General features: G+C 67.5%; 32 protein-coding genes. 1 reads left to right on the plus strand and 31 read right to left on the minus strand.

Features of this window, described 5'->3' with window-relative positions; all coding sequences use genetic code 11:
- Position 1: 1 nt before the first annotated feature.
- Complete coding sequence (locus tag ACFSVL_RS05305; RefSeq protein ID WP_378301982.1) at positions 2-721, plus strand: hypothetical protein; 720 nt, start codon at positions 2-4, stop codon at positions 719-721.
- A 58-nt stretch (positions 722-779) separates the two neighbouring features.
- On the opposite strand, the gene ACFSVL_RS05310 is transcribed toward ACFSVL_RS05305, so the two are convergent.
- The 31 genes from ACFSVL_RS05310 to rplB all read right to left on the minus strand — a co-directional run bounded on the left by ACFSVL_RS05310 (position 780) and on the right by rplB (position 17,616).
- Positions 780-1,172, minus strand: coding sequence for a type II toxin-antitoxin system death-on-curing family toxin (locus tag ACFSVL_RS05310; RefSeq protein ID WP_378301004.1), 393 nt, complete (start codon positions 1,170-1,172; stop codon positions 780-782).
- Complete coding sequence (locus ACFSVL_RS05315; RefSeq protein ID WP_378301006.1) at positions 1,169-1,372, minus strand: CopG family transcriptional regulator; 204 nt, start codon at positions 1,370-1,372, stop codon at positions 1,169-1,171. The genes ACFSVL_RS05310 and ACFSVL_RS05315 overlap by 4 nt, the downstream gene beginning before the upstream one ends.
- 57 nt (positions 1,373-1,429) lie before the next feature.
- Entirely contained in the window at positions 1,430-2,326 is an 897-nt protein-coding gene (truA, locus tag ACFSVL_RS05320) for a tRNA pseudouridine(38-40) synthase TruA (RefSeq protein WP_378301984.1), read from the minus strand.
- A 12-nt stretch (positions 2,327-2,338) separates the two neighbouring features.
- On the minus strand, positions 2,339-2,884 hold the full coding sequence (gene rplQ, locus ACFSVL_RS05325) for a 50S ribosomal protein L17 (RefSeq protein ID WP_378301008.1): 546 nt from the start codon (positions 2,882-2,884) through the stop codon (positions 2,339-2,341).
- 42 nt (positions 2,885-2,926) lie between these two features.
- Entirely contained in the window at positions 2,927-4,000 is a 1,074-nt protein-coding gene (locus ACFSVL_RS05330; protein ID WP_009072342.1) for a DNA-directed RNA polymerase subunit alpha, read from the minus strand.
- A gap of 106 nt (positions 4,001-4,106) precedes the next feature.
- Positions 4,107-4,712, minus strand: coding sequence for a 30S ribosomal protein S4 (gene rpsD, locus ACFSVL_RS05335; RefSeq protein WP_378301010.1), 606 nt, complete (start codon positions 4,710-4,712; stop codon positions 4,107-4,109).
- 23 nt (positions 4,713-4,735) lie between these two features.
- Complete coding sequence (rpsK, locus tag ACFSVL_RS05340) at positions 4,736-5,140, minus strand: 30S ribosomal protein S11 (RefSeq protein WP_009072340.1); 405 nt, start codon at positions 5,138-5,140, stop codon at positions 4,736-4,738.
- Positions 5,141-5,158: 18 nt separating this feature from the next.
- Complete coding sequence (locus tag ACFSVL_RS05345; RefSeq protein ID WP_378301013.1) at positions 5,159-5,344, minus strand: hypothetical protein; 186 nt, start codon at positions 5,342-5,344, stop codon at positions 5,159-5,161.
- Entirely contained in the window at positions 5,341-5,721 is a 381-nt protein-coding gene (rpsM, locus tag ACFSVL_RS05350; protein ID WP_009072337.1) for a 30S ribosomal protein S13, read from the minus strand. Before rpsM ends, ACFSVL_RS05345 begins: the two co-directional genes overlap by 4 nt.
- A 198-nt stretch (positions 5,722-5,919) precedes the next feature.
- A complete protein-coding gene (gene rpmJ, locus ACFSVL_RS05355) occupies positions 5,920-6,033 on the minus strand; it encodes a 50S ribosomal protein L36 (protein WP_004558882.1) in 114 nt (37 codons plus the stop codon).
- Between the two features lie 37 nt (positions 6,034-6,070).
- A complete protein-coding gene (infA, locus tag ACFSVL_RS05360; protein WP_004558881.1) occupies positions 6,071-6,292 on the minus strand; it encodes a translation initiation factor IF-1 in 222 nt (73 codons plus the stop codon).
- A gap of 229 nt (positions 6,293-6,521) precedes the next feature.
- Positions 6,522-7,298 (minus strand): type I methionyl aminopeptidase, encoded by a 777-nt coding sequence (gene map / locus ACFSVL_RS05365; protein ID WP_378301986.1) that lies wholly within the window; start codon positions 7,296-7,298, stop codon positions 6,522-6,524.
- A gap of 44 nt (positions 7,299-7,342) precedes the next feature.
- A complete protein-coding gene (locus ACFSVL_RS05370; protein ID WP_378301015.1) occupies positions 7,343-7,897 on the minus strand; it encodes an adenylate kinase in 555 nt (184 codons plus the stop codon).
- Positions 7,894-9,201, minus strand: coding sequence for a preprotein translocase subunit SecY (secY, locus tag ACFSVL_RS05375; RefSeq protein ID WP_378301016.1), 1,308 nt, complete (start codon positions 9,199-9,201; stop codon positions 7,894-7,896). The genes ACFSVL_RS05370 and secY overlap by 4 nt, the downstream gene beginning before the upstream one ends.
- Positions 9,202-9,953: 752 nt before the next feature.
- Positions 9,954-10,400: a 50S ribosomal protein L15 gene (gene rplO, locus ACFSVL_RS05380; RefSeq protein WP_009072329.1), complete on the minus strand. Its 447-nt coding sequence runs from the start codon at positions 10,398-10,400 to the stop codon at positions 9,954-9,956.
- The gene (rpmD, locus tag ACFSVL_RS05385) at positions 10,397-10,582 is read right to left on the minus strand and encodes a 50S ribosomal protein L30 (RefSeq protein WP_004558875.1); all 186 of its coding nucleotides are present in this window, start codon (positions 10,580-10,582) and stop codon (positions 10,397-10,399) included. Before rpmD ends, rplO begins: the two co-directional genes overlap by 4 nt.
- Position 10,583: 1 nt before the next feature.
- Entirely contained in the window at positions 10,584-11,225 is a 642-nt protein-coding gene (gene rpsE, locus ACFSVL_RS05390; RefSeq protein WP_009072328.1) for a 30S ribosomal protein S5, read from the minus strand.
- Between the two features lie 31 nt (positions 11,226-11,256).
- Positions 11,257-11,658 carry a 50S ribosomal protein L18 gene (rplR, locus tag ACFSVL_RS05395; protein ID WP_116204588.1) on the minus strand — a complete coding sequence of 134 codons (402 nt, stop codon included), beginning with the start codon at positions 11,656-11,658 and terminating at the stop codon, positions 11,257-11,259.
- Positions 11,658-12,197, minus strand: a complete 540-nt coding sequence (gene rplF, locus ACFSVL_RS05400) for a 50S ribosomal protein L6 (RefSeq protein ID WP_378301018.1) — start codon at positions 12,195-12,197, stop codon at positions 11,658-11,660. Before rplF ends, rplR begins: the two co-directional genes overlap by 1 nt.
- A 16-nt stretch (positions 12,198-12,213) precedes the next feature.
- Positions 12,214-12,612 (minus strand): 30S ribosomal protein S8, encoded by a 399-nt coding sequence (gene rpsH / locus ACFSVL_RS05405; RefSeq protein ID WP_116204586.1) that lies wholly within the window; start codon positions 12,610-12,612, stop codon positions 12,214-12,216.
- Positions 12,613-12,718: 106 nt separating this feature from the next.
- Positions 12,719-12,904, minus strand: a complete 186-nt coding sequence (locus tag ACFSVL_RS05410) for a type Z 30S ribosomal protein S14 (protein ID WP_020662790.1) — start codon at positions 12,902-12,904, stop codon at positions 12,719-12,721.
- 4 nt (positions 12,905-12,908) lie between these two features.
- Complete coding sequence (gene rplE, locus ACFSVL_RS05415; protein ID WP_037816262.1) at positions 12,909-13,472, minus strand: 50S ribosomal protein L5; 564 nt, start codon at positions 13,470-13,472, stop codon at positions 12,909-12,911.
- A 1-nt stretch (position 13,473) separates the two neighbouring features.
- On the minus strand, positions 13,474-13,788 hold the full coding sequence (gene rplX, locus ACFSVL_RS05420; RefSeq protein WP_009072317.1) for a 50S ribosomal protein L24: 315 nt from the start codon (positions 13,786-13,788) through the stop codon (positions 13,474-13,476).
- Complete coding sequence (rplN, locus tag ACFSVL_RS05425; RefSeq protein ID WP_004558867.1) at positions 13,788-14,156, minus strand: 50S ribosomal protein L14; 369 nt, start codon at positions 14,154-14,156, stop codon at positions 13,788-13,790. The genes rplX and rplN overlap by 1 nt, the downstream gene beginning before the upstream one ends.
- A 75-nt stretch (positions 14,157-14,231) precedes the next feature.
- Entirely contained in the window at positions 14,232-14,510 is a 279-nt protein-coding gene (gene rpsQ, locus ACFSVL_RS05430) for a 30S ribosomal protein S17 (RefSeq protein WP_067583685.1), read from the minus strand.
- Positions 14,507-14,752, minus strand: a complete 246-nt coding sequence (rpmC, locus tag ACFSVL_RS05435; RefSeq protein WP_009072314.1) for a 50S ribosomal protein L29 — start codon at positions 14,750-14,752, stop codon at positions 14,507-14,509. Before rpmC ends, rpsQ begins: the two co-directional genes overlap by 4 nt.
- Positions 14,752-15,168, minus strand: coding sequence for a 50S ribosomal protein L16 (gene rplP / locus ACFSVL_RS05440; protein ID WP_009072313.1), 417 nt, complete (start codon positions 15,166-15,168; stop codon positions 14,752-14,754). Before rplP ends, rpmC begins: the two co-directional genes overlap by 1 nt.
- A 3-nt stretch (positions 15,169-15,171) precedes the next feature.
- Complete coding sequence (rpsC, locus tag ACFSVL_RS05445; RefSeq protein ID WP_378301022.1) at positions 15,172-16,041, minus strand: 30S ribosomal protein S3; 870 nt, start codon at positions 16,039-16,041, stop codon at positions 15,172-15,174.
- Positions 16,041-16,454, minus strand: coding sequence for a 50S ribosomal protein L22 (gene rplV, locus ACFSVL_RS05450; protein WP_378301024.1), 414 nt, complete (start codon positions 16,452-16,454; stop codon positions 16,041-16,043). Before rplV ends, rpsC begins: the two co-directional genes overlap by 1 nt.
- Positions 16,455-16,482: 28 nt before the next feature.
- A complete protein-coding gene (gene rpsS / locus ACFSVL_RS05455) occupies positions 16,483-16,764 on the minus strand; it encodes a 30S ribosomal protein S19 (protein WP_003102083.1) in 282 nt (93 codons plus the stop codon).
- Between the two features lie 18 nt (positions 16,765-16,782).
- Positions 16,783-17,616, minus strand: a complete 834-nt coding sequence (gene rplB, locus ACFSVL_RS05460; RefSeq protein ID WP_037816266.1) for a 50S ribosomal protein L2 — start codon at positions 17,614-17,616, stop codon at positions 16,783-16,785.
- Positions 17,617-17,621: the final 5 nt, after the last annotated feature.

Raw genomic sequence — 17,621 nt, forward strand, 5'->3', positions numbered from 1 at the left:
CATGAGTGCCCGCGTACGTGACGCTGGGCCCAACACAGGCGTCGCCCCGGAGTTCACGGTCGACCCGGCCATGCTCGACGCGATCAGCCCGTCCGGCGACCGCGGCGGTGTCGTCCTCGGCTCCGGCCTCAAGGGCGAGCCGCTGACGGTGTCCGCGCTGCGCTCGCAGCCGACCCGCATCGTGCTCGTCGGCGGCCTCTACCTGGCCCGTCAGGTCGCGATGCGTGCCATGGCGACCGGTGCCTGGGTGGTTGTGGCCACCGGACGTCCCGCCGCGTGGCAGGTACTGCAGCAGGCCGCCGGAAGCCGCGACGGACGGCCGTCGCCGCTGGTGCAGATCCGCCGGCTTTCGCCGGTCGAGCTGCCCCGCCCGTCCGAGGACGCCCCGCTGCTGGTGGTGACCGACGGCGGCCCGACCCCGCAGGACCTCTTCCCGCCGAGGTCGCCGTGGCAGACGACGGTGTACGTCCTGCCGTACCTGCACCCGCAGGCAGGCACCACGGCGAACGCCGCGGACCTCGTGCTGATGCAGCGGCTGCCCGCCGGACAGGCCGAACTGGCGGCCCGGATCTGGCGGTTGCCGCCGCAGATGATGCGCCAGCTGACCACGCTGAAGGACGACCAGGTCGTGGCGCTGGGCACGAACCTGTGGCGTCCGCTGCGGCTGGTTACGACGCAGAAGGAACAGCAGCTGCTCGGGCCGGTTCGGCGCGGCGACTGAGCACGGTCAACCGGTGAAGGCCTCCTTGCGGATTTCCGCGAGGAGGCCTTCACCGTTTTCAGTGTTCGGCGGGTGTGCGCACCGCGTGAGACCACTCCGCCAGCCGTTCGGCCACCGACTGATACGGCAAAGTTCCGGTCGCGGTCGCGATCACCAGGTCGTACGCCTCGTCCTCCGGGGCGTCCAGGTCGTAGCCGTTCAGCCCGTGGAAGACGAACACCGACATCCAGCCAAGACGCTTGTTCCCGTCGATCAGCGGGTGGTTCCGGACGATGGATTCCAGCAGCACCGCGGCTTTCTCGTGCAGGCTGGGATAAGCGTCCTGCCCCATCAGCGAGGACTGCGGCCGGTGCGCCGCCGCGTCGAGCAAGCCGAGGTCGCGCACCCCGGGCACCCGGAGGTCGGCCGACAGCAGGAGCAGATCGTCGAGCGTCAGGTACTCGAACTTCACTGCGCCAGGCGATCAAGCAGGGAGGCGTAGCGGGAACGGCCTTCGCTGGAAAGTTCGCGCACCCGGTCGTCCCGGACCCGGCGGGCCGCGGCGTCCGCGATCGCCCGCACTACCGCTTCGTGCTTGCTCACCCCGTCCGCTTCGGCAAGCAACGCGAGCGCACGTTCCAGCTCGTCGTTCAACCGCAGAGTCATCGCCATGACGCCGATGATACCACTCTGGTATCAGGCACGTCCGGCTCTTTTGGCTGGCCCGGGCTAAAGCTCGGTCGACGACCGCACATTCCGCGTCTGCTCCGCCCGCGCGGCCAGCAGCTCGTCCGGCGGGTAGTCCACCGCCGTCAACGTCAGCCCGTGCGCCGGAGCGACCGCGCTGTCCCTCTCCCCGCTCGCCAAAACCTCGCCCGGCCAGCTGGTTCCCCGCCGCCCGTCCCCCACGAGCAGCAATACCCCGACCAGGCTGCGGACCATCGAATGGCAGAACGCGTCCGCGCTGACCTGGACTTCCAGCAGATGCTCGTCGATCCGAGTCCACTCCAGACGCTGCAGCTCACGAATCGTCGTGCCGCCTTCGCGCTGTTTGCAGTACGCGGCGAAGTCCTGCAAGCCCAGCAATTCCGCGGCGGCAGCGTTCATCCGCTCTGTCGACAGTGGACGACCCCAAGCCAGCGTGTCGTTGCGGCGCAACGGATCTACGCCCCACGGCGCATCTGAGACGCGATAACGGTAGTGCCGCCGGATGGCGGAGAACCGCGCGTCGAACCCATCCGGAGCCACCCGGGCCTCAAGGACCCGCGCGTCGGCGGGCAGAAGCTTGTTCCAGCGGCCGCGCATGCGGGTCAGGTCCGGGATTCCCTGTTCGTCCACCGGAATCCGGCCTGGCGCGCCCGGCGCGAACGGGACCACATCGACATGCACGACCTGTCCGGTGGCGTGCACTCCGGCGTCCGTGCGGCCCGCGACGACCACGGACTTCGGCACCGACTCCCCCGGCGGCTGACGCTGCAGCGCCTGCTCCAGTTCGGCTTGCACGGTGCGCCGGCCGGGCTGGCGGGCCCAGCCGGAGAAGTCCGTGCCGTCGTAGCTGACGTCAAGGCGCAGACGAACGAGCCCGCCCTCCCCGTGGGGAGCGGCGGGCTCGTCCGATGTAGACAGTGCCGGCAGGACTCAGTCCTTCTTGGCGTCGGCGTCGTCCGAAGCGGCAGCCTCGTCGGCGGCCGGAGCCTCGGCCGGGGCCTCTTCGGTCGCTGAGACCTTTTCGGGGGCCTCAGCGGCTTCCTCGGCGACCGGAGCGGCGGCGACCTCGTCCTTGGCGAACTTGGTGCCGCGAGCGCGCTCGGCCTCGGACGTCACGGTCTTCTCCGCGACCAGTTCGATGACGGCCATGGCGGCGTTGTCGCCCTTGCGCGGCATCGTCTTGGTGATGCGGGTGTAACCGCCGGCGCGCTCCGCGAAGTGCGGGCCGATCTCGGCGAACAGCTTGTGCACGACGTCCTTGTCCCGGACGACCTTCTGCACCAGGCGACGGTTGTGCAGGTCGCCCCGCTTCGCCTTGGTGATCAGCTTCTCGGCCAGCGGGCGGACCCGCTTGGCCTTGGCCTCGGTCGTCGTGATCTTGCCGTGCTCGAACAGCTGAGTGGCCAGGTTGGCCAGGATCAGCCGCTCGTGCGCGGCAGACCCGCCGAGCCGGGCTCCCTTGGTAGGGGTGGGCATGACTTTCTCCTAGTTCAGCTCACAGCGTCCGGGCACGAGGCCTCAGAGCTGCTCGGTCTCTGCGTAGTCCTGGCCATCGTCGTGGCCGTCGTCCGAAATCCCGCCGCCGATGCCGGCGACCCCTTCCGACCAGCCTTCGCCGTCGTAGCTGGTGGCAGCCGCGGACGGGTCGAACCCGGGCGGGCTGTCCTTCAGCGCGAGGCCGAGGCCGACGAGCTTCAGCTTGACCTCGTCGATCGACTTGGCGCCGAAGTTGCGGATGTCGAGAAGGTCCGCCTCGCTGCGCGAGACCAGCTCGCCAACGGTGTGGATGCCTTCGCGCTTCAGGCAGTTGTACGACCGGACGGTGAGGTCCAGGTCCTCGATCGGCATCGCGTAGGCGGCGATGGTGTCCGCCTCCTGCGGCGACGGGCCGATCTCGATGCCCTCGGCGTCGACGTTCAGCTCGCGAGCGAGACCGAACAGCTCCACCAGCGTCTTGCCCGCCGAAGCGACCGCGTCGCGCGCGGTGATCGACGGCTTGGTCTCGACGTCCAGGATCAGCTTGTCGAAGTCGGTGCGCTGCTCGACACGGGTGGCCTCGACCTTGTAGGTCACCTTCAGCACCGGCGAGTAGATCGAGTCGACCGGGATCCGGCCGATCTCCGCGCCCGCCTGCTTGTTCTGCAGGGCCGGAACGTAACCGCGGCCGCGCTCGACGACCAGCTCGATCTCGAGCTTGCCCTTGCCGTTCAGCGACGCGATGTGCAGATCCGGGTTGTGCACGGTGACGCCCGCGGGCGGCACGATGTCGGCAGCCGTGACCTCACCCGGGCCCTGCTTGCGCAGGTACATGGTGACCGGCTCGTCCTCTTCCGAGGACACGACCAGTTCCTTCAGGTTCAGGATGATGTCGGTGACGTCTTCCTTCACCCCGGGAACGGTGGTGAATTCGTGCAGCACGCCGTCGATGCGGATGCTCGTCACGGCCGCGCCCGGGATGGACGACAGCAGCGTGCGCCGCAGCGAGTTGCCGAGCGTGTAGCCGAAGCCGGGCTCCAGCGGTTCGATGGTGAACCGGGAGCGGGTCTCGTTGACCGTCTCTTCGCCGAGAGCCGGCCGCTGGGAAATCAGCATTTCTTAGTTTCCTTTCCAGACGACGCCCGCCATATGACGTCGAAGGGATGGCGTGGCGGCGGCGCACTGTGGGCGCCGCCGCCCGGTAACCAGTCGCAGAGACCGGTTACTTCGAGTAAAGCTCGACGATCAGCTGCTCCTGAACCGGAACGTCGATCTGCGCGCGCTCCGGGAGCTGGTGAACCAGCACGCGGAGAGTCGACGGAACGACCTGCAGCCACGCCGGGATCGGACGCTCGCCGAAGGCTTCCTTCGCCGCGACGAACGGGAGGGTGCCCGCCGACTTCGGCTTGACGTCGATGATGTCCCACTTGGTGACCTGGTAGGACGGCACGTTGACCTTGACGCCGTTGACCAGGAAGTGGCCGTGGCTCACCAGCTGCCGCGCCTGGCGGCGGGTGCGGGCGATGCCGGCGCGGTAGATCACGTTGTCCAGCCGGGACTCCAGGATCTGCAGCAGGTTCTCACCGGTCTTGCCCGGACGCCGGACGGCTTCCTTGTAGTACCGGACGAACTGGCGCTCGAGAACGCCATAGGTGTAGCGAGCCTTCTGCTTCTCCTGCGACTGCAGGAGGTACTCGGACTCCTTGATGCGCCCGCGGCCGTGCTGGCCCGGCGGGTAGGGGCGACGCTCAAACGCCTGGTCGCCGCCGATGAGGTCAACCTTGAGGCGACGCGAAATACGCGTCGCGGGGCCGGTGTAACGAGCCATTTCTTAGTACTCCTCCCCGTTCCTCAGACCCGGCGCCGCTTGGGCGGGCGGCAGCCGTTGTGAGGCTGCGGGGTCACGTCCTGGATGGTGCCGACCTCGAGGCCGGCCGCCTGCAGCGAGCGGATCGCCGTCTCGCGGCCCGAACCCGGGCCCTTCACGAAAACGTCGACCTTCTTCATGCCGTGCTCGGCCGCCTTGCGGGCGGCGTTCTCGGCGGCCATCTGCGCGGCGAACGGGGTCGACTTGCGCGAGCCCTTGAAGCCCACGTGGCCGCTGGAGGCCCACGCGATCACGGCACCGGTCGGGTCCGTGATGGAGACGATGGTGTTGTTGAAGGTGCTCTTGATGTGCGCGTGACCGTGCGCAACATTCTTCTTTTCCTTGCGGCGGACCTTCTTGGCCCCCGCAGTGCGGCTCTTGGGTGGCATGTTCTGAGGGATCTCCTGTTAGCGCGCGTTCTCTTGGTGAGCGGCGACCGCTTCCTGCTGCCCGCGGCGGATGATGGATCCGGCGTCGGTGTAGAGGTTGCGCAGTGCCATCGGGCGGGCGTAGAGCGCCTTGGGCGAAGCGCAGGTCGCGGAGCGCCGGACGGAACCGCCCATGCGCACGACCTTCTTGCCCTGGGTGCTCACTTCTTGCCAGCCTTCTTCTTGCCGGCGACCGTCTTCTTCGGGCCCTTGCGGGTGCGGGCGTTGGTCTTGGTCCGCTGACCGCGGACCGGCAGACCACGACGCCAGCGCAGACCCTGGTAGGTCCCGATCTCGATCTTGCGCCGGATGTCGGCGTTCACCTCACGGCGAAGGTCACCCTCGACCTTGAAGTTTTCGTCGATGTAGTCCTTCAGCTTGACGAGATCCTCGTCGCTGAGGTCCTTGACGCGGGTGTCGGCGTTCAGCTCGGCAGCAGCGATCATCTGCTTCGAGCGGGTACGGCCGATCCCGTAGATGTAAGTCAGCGCGATCTCCAACCGCTTCTCGCGGGGAAGGTCGACGCCAGCGAGTCGTGCCACTGGTGCTCCTTTTTCGAGTTCGTCTTCAGGTCTGCTCCCCGTCCGGTTCCGGAACCGACTCGCCTGTCGTGCCCGTGGCTTGCGCCCCGGGTGTCCCGGCCCCGGCCTGAAGTCCGGGGGTGCGCCGGACCGTTCGCACGGTCCGGCAGGTACGGGGAGGGTGGGTTAGCCGTCAAGCGGCCTGCTGCAGTGCGGTGGTCAGCCCTGACGCTGCTTGTGACGCAGGTTCTCGCAGATCACCATGATCCGGCCGTGACGGCGGATCACCTTGCACTTGTCGCAGATCTTCTTGACGCTCGGCTGGACCTTCACGTCTTCCTGCTTCCTGCTCTGCTCGGCTCTGGCGTGATCACTTGTAGCGGTAGACGATGCGACCACGGGAGAGGTCGTAGGGCGACAGCTCCACGACAACCCTGTCCTCCGGCAGGATGCGGATGTAGTGCTGCCGCATCTTGCCGCTGATGTGTGCCAGGACCTTGTGGCCGTTCTCCAACTCGACGCGGAACATCGCGTTGGGGAGCGGCTCGACCACGCGGCCTTCGACCTCGATGGCCCCGTCTTTCTTAGCCATGTCCTCCGCAATCCCTGATGCACGCTTGATGTGCACAGCGTGATCGGTTTTGAGCTCGAGTCCTTGCTTACTGGGTGGTGCTCGGCCACACTCGGCCCCGGGTCCATGAGGTTCGCGAGAATTCGCGAGCATGCTGGAACCGGCGCATGAGCGCGCCGACTTGACAGTGTACGCAACCCGTGCGATGGCCCGGCGGCCGGGGTGCAAGTAGACCCGTGTGAGTGGCCGCTCAGGACTCTTCGGGCAGGGTGAGCACCCAGGGACCGTCCTCGGTGATGGCGACGGTGTGCTCCCAGTGCGCGGCGCGCGAACCGTCGATGGTGACGACCGTCCAGCCGTCGTCCAGTTCGAGGGTTTCGCCGCTGCCGCCGGTCAGCATGGGCTCGACCGCGAGCGCCATGCCGGGCTTGAGCCGGGGTCCCTTGCCGGGCTTGCCGACGTTGGGCAGGAACGGCTCCATGTGCATCTGGCGGCCGATGCCGTGGCCGCCGTACTCCAGGATCATCCCGTACTCGCGGCCGTCTTCCCGGCCCGCTTTCTCGGCGGCGGTCTGCACCGCGAACGAGATGTCGGTGAGCCGGGAACCCGCGCGGACCGCCTCGATGCCGGCCCACATCGCGCGTTCGGTGGCGGCGGACAGCTCGTGGTCCTTCTCGCTGACCTCGCCGATCTCCAGCGTCACCGCGGAGTCGCCGTGCCAGCCGTCGAGAATCGCGCCGCAGTCGACCGAGATCAGGTCACCCTCGGCGAGCACCTGCTCAGCCGACGGGATGCCGTGCACGATCTGCTCGTTCACCGACGCGCAGATCGACGCCGGGAACCCGTGGTAGCCCTTGAAGGAGGGCACCGCGCCGGCGTCGCGGATCGTCTGCTCGGCCAGTTCGTCCAGTTCGGCCGTGCTGACCCCGGGCCGCGCGCGCTCGCGCACGGCGGCCAGGGTGCGGGCGACGACGAGACCGGCCGCCCGCATGGCCTCCAGCTCGCCGCGCGTCTTGACCTCGATCATGCGCCCGCGGCGGAGCACTTGCAGAACACGCAATCCTCCGAGATTCACGTGCGGTCGCGCAGCGCTTTCAGCACGCGGTCCGAGATCTCCTGCACGTCGCCGACGCCGTCCACCTTCACCAGGATGTCGGCGTAGTACTCCAGCAGCGGCGCGGTCTCCGACACGTACACCTGCTGGCGACGGCGGATCACGTCCTCGGTGTCGTCCGCGCGGCCTCGCGACATGAGGCGTCCGACGACGACGTCCTCGGCCACGTCGAGCTGGATGACCGCATCGAGCTTGGTGTCGGACTCGCTCAGCATCTCGCCGAGGACCTCGGCCTGCTTGGTGTTGCGCGGGAACCCGTCGAGCAGGAAGCCCGCCTTCGCGTCCGGTTCGGCCAGCCGCTCGCGGACCATCTCGTTGGTCACCGAGTCGGGGACCAGCTCGCCCGAATCCAGGTAGCGCTTGGCCTCCTGGCCGAGCGGCGTCTCCTGGCCCACGTGCGCCCGGAACAGGTCGCCCGTCGAGATGTGCGGGATCCGCAGCTGCTCGGACAGGGCAACCGCCTGCGTGCCTTTGCCCGCGCCGGGCGGGCCGACGAGAACCAGTCGCGTCACTTCAAGAACCCTTCGTAGTTGCGCTGCATCAGCTGGCTTTCGATCTGTTTGACGGTGTCGAGGCCGACACCCACCATGATCAGCACAGCCGTGCCACCGAACGGGAAGTTCTGGTTGTTCCCGCTGCCGGTGAGGGACAGGAAGAAGTTCGGAAGGATCGCGATGATGCCCAGGTACAGCGAGCCGGGGAGCGTGATCCGGCCCAGCACGAAGCTGAGGTACTCGGCGGTCGGACGGCCGGGCCGGATGCCCGGGATGAAGCCGCCGAACTTCTTCATCTCTTCCGCACGCTCGTCCACGTTGAACGTGATCGTGATGTAGAAGTAGGTGAAGAAGATGATCAACAGGAAGTAGAGCAGGATGTGCACCCAGCTGCTCTGGTTGACCAGGTAGTTCTGAATGAACGCCTGCCAGCCCGCGTTGCTGTTCGGGTCGCCGATCAGCTGGCTGAGCAGCTGCGGCAGGTACAGCAGCGAAGAGGCGAAGATGACCGGGATGACACCGGCCTGGTTCACCTTGATCGGCAGGTAGGTCGAGGTGCCGCCGTACATCCGGCGGCCGACCATGCGCTTGGCGTACTGCACCGGGATCCGGCGCTGGCCCTGCTCGACGAAGATGACGCTGGCGATGATCACCAGGCCGAACGCGAGGACCACGACCAGCGCGACGCCGCCGCCGTTGCTGATGATGTTGGCGCCCTCGGCCGGGATCCGGGCCGCGATGTTCAGGAAGATCAGGACCGACATGCCGTTGCCGACGCCGCGCTCGGTGATCAGCTCGCCCAGCCACATCATCACCGCGGTGCCTGCGGTCATGGTGACCACGATCAGCGTCAGCGAGTAGATGCTGTTGTCCGGGATGATCGGCTGCGAGCAGCCCTGGAACAGGGTGCCGCGGTCGGCCAGCGCGACCACGCCGGTGGCCTGCAGGATCGCCAGCGCGATCGTGAGGTACCGGGTGTACTGGGTCAGCTTGTTCTGGCCGGACTGGCCTTCCTTCTTCAGCTCCTCGAACCGCGGGATGACCACGGTGAGCAGCTGAACGATGATGCTCGCGGTGATGTAGGGCATGATGCCCGTCGCGAACAGCGACAGCTGCAGCAGCGCGCCGCCGCTGAAGAGGTTGAGCAGCTGGTACACGCCCTGCTGATCGGCCTGTGCGGTACAGGCCTGCACGGCGGCGAACGAGACCCCCGGAGCCGGGATGGTTGCACCGATCCGGTAGACCGCGACGATGGCTAGCGTGAACAGGATCTTCTTGCGTAGATCCGGCGTCGCGAGAGCCGAGCGGAATGCGCTGAGCACGCGGGGGACCTCCTCGGCGTCGTCGGTCGTCCCAACCGACGATCGGCTTGGCCGGTACGAGACCGGCGGGATGTCTGACTCACTGGCAAGCCAGGAACGCTTCAGGGCAAACAGGCCCGGAAGCGTGCCGCCGACTCTAACAGCTTCGCATGGGCCGCCCGCAGCGCGTGTGCGTTTTACGTCTCAGTGCGAGACCGCACGGCACGGAAGAGCCGCAGGTAGGGCCGCTCGGAGCACAGATGATCACCTGTTCGGCCCGCACCATTCGGCGGGCTTTGGCGCAACAGCACGGAAAACGGCCGCTGCCAAGTCCGTGAGGGGAACCTTCACAGCCCCTGATTCCCCCAGGGTTCCCCTCACGACCCTCGGCGACCCCGCCCGTCCGTGAGGAGCCCCTTCACGGACTTAGATTCCCTCAAGGAGTCCTTCACGGACCGAACCCCGCCCGCCGGCATGCACCCAATGCCACATTGGGGCGCTACTCCCCACCGCGACCCGCAGCCGATGCACCCAACCCAGCGGTGCACCCAGCCCCTCCCCCGCACCCCGATACGAAGCCTCCCTGCAGTTCGGGGGTGTTTGTCAAGGCATCTTTCCCGCCTTGACAAACACCCCCGAACCGTCAGCACACTCAGGCTTCGGGGTGCCCACCGCCAATCACCACAGCAATGTCGCCGCCAGGCGACGAGCCCCAAACGAAACGGGCCCGCCCGGTAAGAAACCGGACGAGCCCGTATCAACGCAAACGCAGATCAGCTAACGGTGGCCGAACCACCAGCAGCCTCGATCTTCTCCTTGGCGGAGCCAGAGAAAGCGTGCGCGGTCAGCTCAAGCTTGACCCCGTTCAGGTCCCCGTTCCCGAGAACCTTCACAAGCTTGCCCTTGCGAACAAGCCCGTTAGCGGCCAACTCCTCCGGACCGACCTTGCCACCGTCGGCGAACACCCGGGCGATGTCGCCCACGTTCACCGGCTGGTACTCGGTGCGGAACCGGTTCTTGAACCCACGCAGCTTCGGCAGCCGCATGTGGATGGGCATCTGCCCACCCTCGAACCCGGCGGGCACGTTCTTCCGGGCCTTGGTGCCCTTCGTGCCGCGACCCGCCGTCTTGCCCTTCGAACCCTCACCACGGCCGACGCGGATCTTGTCGCGCTTGGCGCCAGGAGCCGGACGAAGGTGGTGGATCTTGATGGCGGTCATGCCTGGACCTCCTCGACCTCCACCAGGTGGCGGACGGTGTGGATCAGGCCGCGCACCTGGGGGGTGTCCTCACGCACGACGCTCTGGCGGATCTTGCGCAGCCCGAGGGTGCGCAGCGACTCGCGGTGAGCGTGCTTCGTGCCGATCTTGCTCTTGACCTGAGTGACCTTGAGCTGAGCCATGTCAGACCCCCTGGCCGGCACGCTGGCGCAGCATCCGGGCCGGGGCGACGTCCTCGAGCGGCAGACCGCGGCGAGCGGCCACCTCCTCCGGACGCTGCAGCCCCTTCAGGGCCGCCACGGTCGCGTGCACGATGTTGATGGCGTTGTCGGAGCCGAGCGACTTCGACAGCACGTCGTGGACGCCCGCGCACTCCAGCACCGCGCGCACCGGGCCACCGGCGATGACACCGGTACCGGCGGAGGCGGGACGGAGCAGCACGACACCGGCGGCTTCCTCACCCTGGATCGGGTGCGGAATGGTGCCGGCGACGCGCGGAACGCGGAAGAAGTTCTTCTTCGCTTCCTCGACGCCCTTGGCGATGGCCGCGGGAACTTCCTTGGCCTTGCCGTAGCCGACGCCGACCTGACCGTCGCCGTCGCCGACGACCACCAGGGCGGTGAAGCTGAAGCGACGACCGCCCTTGACGACCTTGGCGACGCGGTTGATCGTCACGACCTTCTCAAGGTGCGGGGTCTTGTCCTGGGCCGCCCCGCCACGGCCGCCGTCGCGCCGGTCGCGACGGTCCCGACGGTCACCGCGGTCGTTGCCGCCCTGACCCGGTCCGCCCTGGCCGCCGCCGAATTGCCGTGTACGTCCCGGCATCAGGCTTTCCTTCCATTCACGAGCATGTGCATCAGAACTTCAACCCCGCCTCGCGGGCGGCGTCGGCAAGCGCGGCGATGCGGCCGTGGTAGGCGTTGCCGCCACGGTCGAACACCACGGCTTCGATGCCGGCGTCCTTGGCGCGCGAAGCGACCAGTTCGCCGACCTTCGCCGCCTTGGCCTTCTTGTCGCCCTCGAACGACCGGAGGTCGGTTTCGAGGGTGGACGCCGACGCCAGCGTGTGACCGGCGAGGTCGTCGATCACCTGCACGGTGATGTGCCGCGAGGACCGCTTGACGACCATGCGCGGACGCACCGGCGTGCCGCTGATCTTCTTGCGGAGACGGAAGTGCCGACGGGTCTTGGCGACGCGGCGGCGGGTCGAGATGTCCTTGCCGACCGGCTTGCGCTTCGTGGTAGTCGTGTCGCTCATCACTTACCCGTCTTTCCGACCTTGCGGCGGATCTTCTCACCCTCGTAGCGCAGGCCCTTGCCCTTGTACGGGTCCGGGCGGCGCAGCTTGCGGATGACCGCGGCGGTCTGGCCGACCTTCTGCTTGTCGATGCCGGAGACCGAGAACCGGGTGGGCGACTCCACCTTGAAGGTGATGCCTTCCGGAGCCTCGATCTTGACCGGGTGGCTGTAGCCGAGGGCGAACTCGAGGTCCGAGCCCTTGGCCTGCACGCGGTAACCGACGCCGTGAATTTCGAGCTTCTTCTCGTAGCCCGCGGTCACGCCCACCACGAGGTTGTTCACCAGCGTGCGGGTAAGACCGTGCAGAGCCCGGCTCGTGCGCTCGTCGTCCGGACGCTTCACCAGAAGCGTGCCGTCCTCGCCGCGCTCGACGATGATCGGCTCGGCGACGGTGTGCTCCAGGGTGCCCTTCGGCCCCTTGACCTTGACGTGCTGGCCGTCGATGGTCACCTCGACCCCGGAGGGGACGGCGACCGGCAGCTTTCCGATGCGTGACATGTCTGTGCCCCCTTCCTTACCAGACGTAGGCGAGGACTTCGCCGCCCACGTTGTTGCGCTTGGCCTGCCGGTCGGTCTGCAGGCCGCCGGACGTCGAGATGATCGCGACGCCGAGGCCACCCAGCACGGACGGCAGTTCGGTCGATTTTGCGTAGACCCGCAGACCCGGCTTGGAGACGCGGCGAAGGCCGGCGATGCTCCGCTCGCGGTTGGGGCCGTACTTCAGCTCGACGATGAGGTTCTTGTGCTTCTCGCCCGGCTCGTCGCGGTAGCTCGCGATGTAGCCCTCGCGCTTGAGGATCTCGGCGATGTTCGCCTTGATCTTCGAGTGCGGAAGCACGACCTCGTCGTGGTACGCCGAGTTCGCGTTGCGCAGACGGGTCAAGAAGTCTGCGATCGGGTCGGTCATCGTCATGGTGACCTGTCAACCTTTCTCGCCTGGTTCCCCGCCTCGCCCGGCCGGAGAGGTCTCCGGCCGGGGCGGCGGGGCCTGTGGCGAACTGGGAATAGAGTTTCGAGCCTTACCAGCTGGACTTGTGGACACCGGGCAGTTCGCCCGCGTGCGCCATCTCCCGGAGGCAGATCCGGCACAGGCCGAACTTGCGGTACACCGAGTGCGGACGCCCGCACCGGTTGCACCGGGTGTAGGCGCGCACCGCGAACTTCGGCTTCTTCGAAGCCTTGCTGACTAGCGCTTTCTTGGCCATCGGCTCAGTTCTCCTTGAACGGGAAACCGAGCTTGCGCAGCAGCGCCCGGCCCTCGTCGTCGGTGGTGGCGGTCGTGACGACGGTGACGTCCATGCCGCGCGGGCGGTCGATGTCGTCCGGGTTGATCTCGTGGAACATCGACTGCTCGTTGAGACCGAACGTGTAGTTGCCGTTGCCGTCGAACTGCTTGGGCGAAAGGCCGCGGAAGTCACGGATACGGGGCAGCGCGATGGTCAGCAGCCGGTCGAGGAACTCCCACATCCGGTCGCCGCGCAGCGTGACGCGCGCGCCGATCGGCTGGCCCTCGCGCAGCTTGAACTGCGCGATGGACTTGCGGGCCTTGCGGATTTCCGGCTTCTGCCCGGTGATCAGGGCGAGGTCGCGGACCGCGCCGTCGATCAGCTTGCTGTCCCGGGCGGCGTCCCCGACACCCATGTTCACGACGATCTTCACGACGCCGGGAATCTGGTGCACGTTGGGGATGGAGAACTCCTTCTGGAGTTCGCCCTTGATCTCTTCGCGGTACCGGGTCTTCAGACGCGGCACGATCTTCTCTGCGGTGGTCATGTCAGATGTCCTTGCCGTTCCGGCGCGAGACCCGGACCTTCTTGCCGTCCTCGCCGATGCGGTAGCCCACCCGGGTCGGCTTGCCGTCCGAGTCCACGACCATCACGTTCGAGACGTGGATGGGCGCTTCCTGCGTCACGATGCCGCCGGACTGCGCGCCGCGCTGGGTCTGGGTGATCCGGGTGTGCTTCTTGATCCGGTTGACACCCTCGACCAGAACGCGCTCGCGGTCCGGGTAGGCCTGGATGACCTTGCCCTTGGCGCCCTTGTCCTTGCCGGCGATAACGACGACCGTGTCGCCCTTCTTCACCTTCATCACAGCACCTCCGGCGCGAGCGAAATGATCTTCATGAACTTTCGGTCGCGCAGCTCGCGGCCCACCGGGCCGAAGATGCGGGTGCCCCGGGGCTCGTTGTCGTTCTTGATGAGCACGGCGGCGTTCTCGTCGAACCGGATGTAGGAACCGTCCGGACGACGGCGCTCCTTGACCGTGCGGACGATGACGGCCTTGACGACATCGCCCTTCTTCACCCCGGCGGCCGGGATGGCGTCCTTCACGGTGGCGACGATGATGTCGCCGATGCCGGCGTAGCGCCGCCCGGACCCGCCGAGAACGCGGATGCAAAGGATCTCCTTCGCGCCCGTGTTGTCGGCAACCCGAAGCCGCGACTCCTGCTGGATCACGTCAACTCCTGTATGTCGCGCTGGTTCTCGCTCTCGCGAGCCTTGCGGAACCAAGGACTCCCTGAAGAGCCCTGCTTACTTGGCCTTCTCCACGACCTGCACCAGACGCCAGCGCTTGGTCGCCGACAGCGGCCGGGTCTCCATCAGGGTGACCCGGTCGCCCACGCCCGCCTCGTTGTTCTCGTCGTGCACCTTGACCTTGGTGGTGCTGCGGAGAACCTTCGAGTAGCGCGGGTGCTTCTTGCGGTCCTCGAGCTCGACCACGATCGTCTTGTCCATCTTGTCCGAGACGACGTAACCCTCGCGGACCTTGCGGTAGTTCCGGACGGTCTTCTCGGTGGCAGCCTCGCTCATGCGGCACCTTCACTTTCGGCGTCGGGCGCCACGGACAGGCCGAGCTCGCGCTCGCGCATGACCGTGTAGATCCGCGCGATGTCCGTGCGGACGGTGCGCAGCCGACGGTTGTTGTCCAGCTGCCCGGTCGCCATCTGGAAGCGGAGGTTGAACAGCTCCTCCTTGTACTCCTTCAGACGCAGCACGAGCTCTTCGGCGGTGAGCTCACGCAGCTCGGATGCCTGTGCGGCTCCGTTAGCCATCAGAACTCACCTTCCCGGGTCACGATGCGGCACTTCATGGGCAGCTTGTGGATCGCGCGGCGGAGCGCCTCGCGGGCGGTCTCCTCGTTCGGGAAGCTGATCTCGAACATCACGCGACCCGGCTTCACGTTGGCGATCCACCACTCGGGCGAACCCTTACCGGAACCCATGCGGGTTTCCGCCGGCTTCTTGGTCAGCGGGCGGTCCGGGTAGATCGTGGTCCACACCTTGCCGCCACGCTTGATGTGACGGGTCATGGCGATACGAGCGGACTCGATCTGCCGGTTCGTCACGTAGCTGTGCTCAAGCGCCTGGATGCCGTACTCGCCGAAGTTGACCTTGGTACCGCCCTTGGCGGCGCCGTGGCGCTTCGGGGAGTGCTGCTTGCGGTGCTTGACCCTGCGCGGGATGAGCACGTCTCAGCCCTCCGTCTTTTCTGCGGTCTCGGCGGCCGGAGCCGCTTCAGTCGCGCCGCTCTTCGCGGCAGCAGCGGCACCGGTGTCTGCCTCTCGGGCGGCGGCCCGACCGGCTTCGGTCGACGTCGCGGTCGTGCCCGACGCGCCGGAACGGCGCGGGCGGGACGGCCGGTCGCCGCGGTCGCGGCGCGGCGCGCGGTCCGCGGCCGACGCGGCGGCGTCACGCTCGGCGCGCGCCTTCAGGCCGCCGACCAGCTCGCCCTTGTAGATCCACACCTTCACGCCGATGCGGCCGAACGTCGTCTTGGCCTCGAAGAAGCCGTAGTCGATGTCAGCGCGCAGCGTGTGCAGCGGGACCCGGCCGTCGCGGTAGTGCTCGGAACGGGACATCTCGGCACCGCCGAGACGGCCGCCGCACTGCACGCGGATGCCCTTGACCTGCGGCGAGCGCATGGAGGTCTGGATCGCCTTGCGCATCGCGCGGCGGAACGCCACGCGGTTGCTCAGCTGCTCCGCGACACCCTGTGCGACCAGCTGCGCGTCGGCCTCGGGGTTCTTCACCTCGAGGATGTTCAGCTGGACCTGCTTCTTGGTCAGCTTCTCCAGCGCGCCGCGGATCCGGTCGGCCTCCGCGCCGCGGCGGCCGATGACGATGCCCGGCCGGGCGGTGTGGATGTCGACGCGGACACGGTCACGGGTGCGCTCGATCTCGACCTTGGAGATGCCGGCGCGCTCCATGCCGGTGGAGAGCAGCTTGCGGATCTTGACGTCCTCGGCCACGTACTCCGCGTACTGCTTGTCGGCGTACCAGCGCGACTTCCAGTCAGTGGTGATACCCAGGCGGAAGCCGTGCGGGTTGATCTTCTGGCCCACTACCGGCCACCTGCCTTCTTGTTGCTCTTCTTCTCCGCAGGCCGCGACTCGACCACCACGGTGATGTGGCTGGTGCGCTTGCGGATCCGGTACGCACGGCCCTGGGCACGCGGACGGATGCGCTTGAGGGTCGGGCCCTCGTCGGCGGTCGCGGACTTGATCCAGAGCGACTCCGGGTCCAGCTGGAGGTTGTTCTCGGCGTTGGCCGCCGCGCTGGCGATGACCTTCGCGAGCGGCGTGCTGGCCGCCTGCGGCGCGAACCGGAGCACGGCCAAGGCCTCGCTGACGCTACGACCCTTGACGAGCTCGATCACCCGGCGCACCTTCATCGGCGAGTCCCGGACGAAACGAGCCCGCGCGACGGCCGAGGGCAGCTCTTCGGCTGCGGCCGTGGCGTTTGACTGGGCGTTCATCTGCTTCCCTTAACTTTCTCTGGCCCGCTCAGCGGCGGCGCGACTTGCGGTCGTCCTTGATGTGGCCCTTGAAGGTCCGCGTCGGGGCGAACTCGCCCAGCTTGTGACCCACCATCGCCTCGGTGACGAACACCGGGACGTGCTTGCGGCCGTCGTGCACCGCGATCGTGTGTCCCAGGAAGTCCGGGATGATCGTGGAGCGCCGCGACCAGGTCTTGATCACGGTCTTCTTGCCCGATTCGTTGAGAGCGTCCACCTTCTTGAGCAGGTGGTCGTCCACGAACGGGCCCTTCTTAAGGCTGCGTGGCATGTGCTTCTACCTCCCTGCTCAGCGCTTCTTGCCGGTGCGCCGGCGGCGGACGATCAATTTGTCGGACGGCTTGCTCTTGCGAGTACGGCCTTCGGGCTTGCCGTTCGGGTTCACCGGGTGGCGACCACCGGACGTCTTGCCCTCACCACCGCCGTGCGGGTGGTCGACCGGGTTCATCACGACACCACGGACAGTCGGGCGCTTGCCGCGCCAGCGGTTGCGGCCCGCCTTGCCCCAGTTGATGTTCGAGTGCTCCGAGTTGCCGACCTCGCCGACGGTCGCGCGGTTGCGCACGTCCACGTTGCGGATCTCGCCCGAGGGGAGACGCAGCTGGGCGTAAGGACCGTCCTTGGCGACGAGCTGCACGCGGGCGCCGGCGGACCGGGCCATCTTCGCGCCGCCGCCGGGGCGGAGCTCGATCGCGTGGATCACGGTGCCGACCGGGATGTTGCGCAGCGGCAGGTTGTTGCCCGGCTTGATGTCGGCGCGGGGGCCGTTCTCAACCGTGTCGCCCTGCTTCAGCTTCTCCGGCGCGATGATGTAGCGCTTCTCGCCGTCGGCGTAGTGCAGCAGCGCGATGCGCGCGGTGCGGTTGGGGTCGTACTCGATGTGCGCGACCTTGGCCGGCACGCCGTCCTTGTCGTGGCGACGGAAGTCGATCACGCGGTAGGCGCGCTTGTGGCCACCGCCCTTGTGCCGGGTGGTGATCTTGCCCGAAGCGTTGCGGCCGCCGGTCTTGCTCAGCGGGCGCAGCAGCGACTTCTCCGGCGTGGACCGGGTGATCTCGGCGAAGTCCGAGACGCTCGAACCGCGACGACCCGGGGTCGTCGGCTTGTACTTGCGGATGCCCATTGTCA

Source organism: Amycolatopsis silviterrae (genome assembly GCF_042684085.1).
Taxonomy (GTDB): Bacteria; Actinomycetota; Actinomycetes; order Mycobacteriales; family Pseudonocardiaceae; genus Amycolatopsis; species Amycolatopsis silviterrae.

Coding starts and splice junctions, on each gene's coding strand:
- rplQ (WP_378301008.1), bottom strand. CDS start 2,884: ATGCCCACCCCTACCAAGGGAGCCCGGCTCGGCGGGTCTGCCGCGCAC.
- rplR (WP_116204588.1), bottom strand. CDS start 11,658: ATGAGCGACACGACTACCACGAAGCGCAAGCCGGTCGGCAAGGACATC.
- rplX (WP_009072317.1), bottom strand. CDS start 13,788: ATGAAGGTGAAGAAGGGCGACACGGTCGTCGTTATCGCCGGCAAGGAC.
- rpsE (WP_009072328.1), bottom strand. CDS start 11,225: ATGCCGGGACGTACACGGCAATTCGGCGGCGGCCAGGGCGGACCGGGT.
- map (WP_378301986.1), bottom strand. CDS start 7,298: ATGATCGAGGTCAAGACGCGCGGCGAGCTGGAGGCCATGCGGGCGGCC.
- ACFSVL_RS05410 (WP_020662790.1), bottom strand. CDS start 12,904: ATGGCCAAGAAAGCGCTAGTCAGCAAGGCTTCGAAGAAGCCGAAGTTC.
- ACFSVL_RS05330 (WP_009072342.1), bottom strand. CDS start 4,000: ATGCTGATTTCCCAGCGGCCGGCTCTCGGCGAAGAGACGGTCAACGAG.
- rpsH (WP_116204586.1), bottom strand. CDS start 12,612: ATGACGATGACCGACCCGATCGCAGACTTCTTGACCCGTCTGCGCAAC.
- rplF (WP_378301018.1), bottom strand. CDS start 12,197: ATGTCACGCATCGGAAAGCTGCCGGTCGCCGTCCCCTCCGGGGTCGAG.
- rplE (WP_037816262.1), bottom strand. CDS start 13,472: ATGACCACCGCAGAGAAGATCGTGCCGCGTCTGAAGACCCGGTACCGC.
- rplB (WP_037816266.1), bottom strand. CDS start 17,616: ATGGGCATCCGCAAGTACAAGCCGACGACCCCGGGTCGTCGCGGTTCG.
- rplV (WP_378301024.1), bottom strand. CDS start 16,454: ATGAACGCCCAGTCAAACGCCACGGCCGCAGCCGAAGAGCTGCCCTCG.
- rpsS (WP_003102083.1), bottom strand. CDS start 16,764: ATGCCACGCAGCCTTAAGAAGGGCCCGTTCGTGGACGACCACCTGCTC.
- rpmD (WP_004558875.1), bottom strand. CDS start 10,582: ATGGCTCAGCTCAAGGTCACTCAGGTCAAGAGCAAGATCGGCACGAAG.
- rpmC (WP_009072314.1), bottom strand. CDS start 14,752: ATGGCTAACGGAGCCGCACAGGCATCCGAGCTGCGTGAGCTCACCGCC.
- rpsQ (WP_067583685.1), bottom strand. CDS start 14,510: ATGAGCGAGGCTGCCACCGAGAAGACCGTCCGGAACTACCGCAAGGTC.
- infA (WP_004558881.1), bottom strand. CDS start 6,292: ATGGCTAAGAAAGACGGGGCCATCGAGGTCGAAGGCCGCGTGGTCGAG.
- ACFSVL_RS05305 (WP_378301982.1), top strand. CDS start 2: ATGAGTGCCCGCGTACGTGACGCTGGGCCCAACACAGGCGTCGCCCCG.
- ACFSVL_RS05315 (WP_378301006.1), bottom strand. CDS start 1,372: ATGGCGATGACTCTGCGGTTGAACGACGAGCTGGAACGTGCGCTCGCG.
- rplO (WP_009072329.1), bottom strand. CDS start 10,400: ATGACCGCCATCAAGATCCACCACCTTCGTCCGGCTCCTGGCGCCAAG.
- rpsK (WP_009072340.1), bottom strand. CDS start 5,140: ATGCCACCCAAGAGCCGCACTGCGGGGGCCAAGAAGGTCCGCCGCAAG.
- rpsD (WP_378301010.1), bottom strand. CDS start 4,712: ATGGCTCGTTACACCGGCCCCGCGACGCGTATTTCGCGTCGCCTCAAG.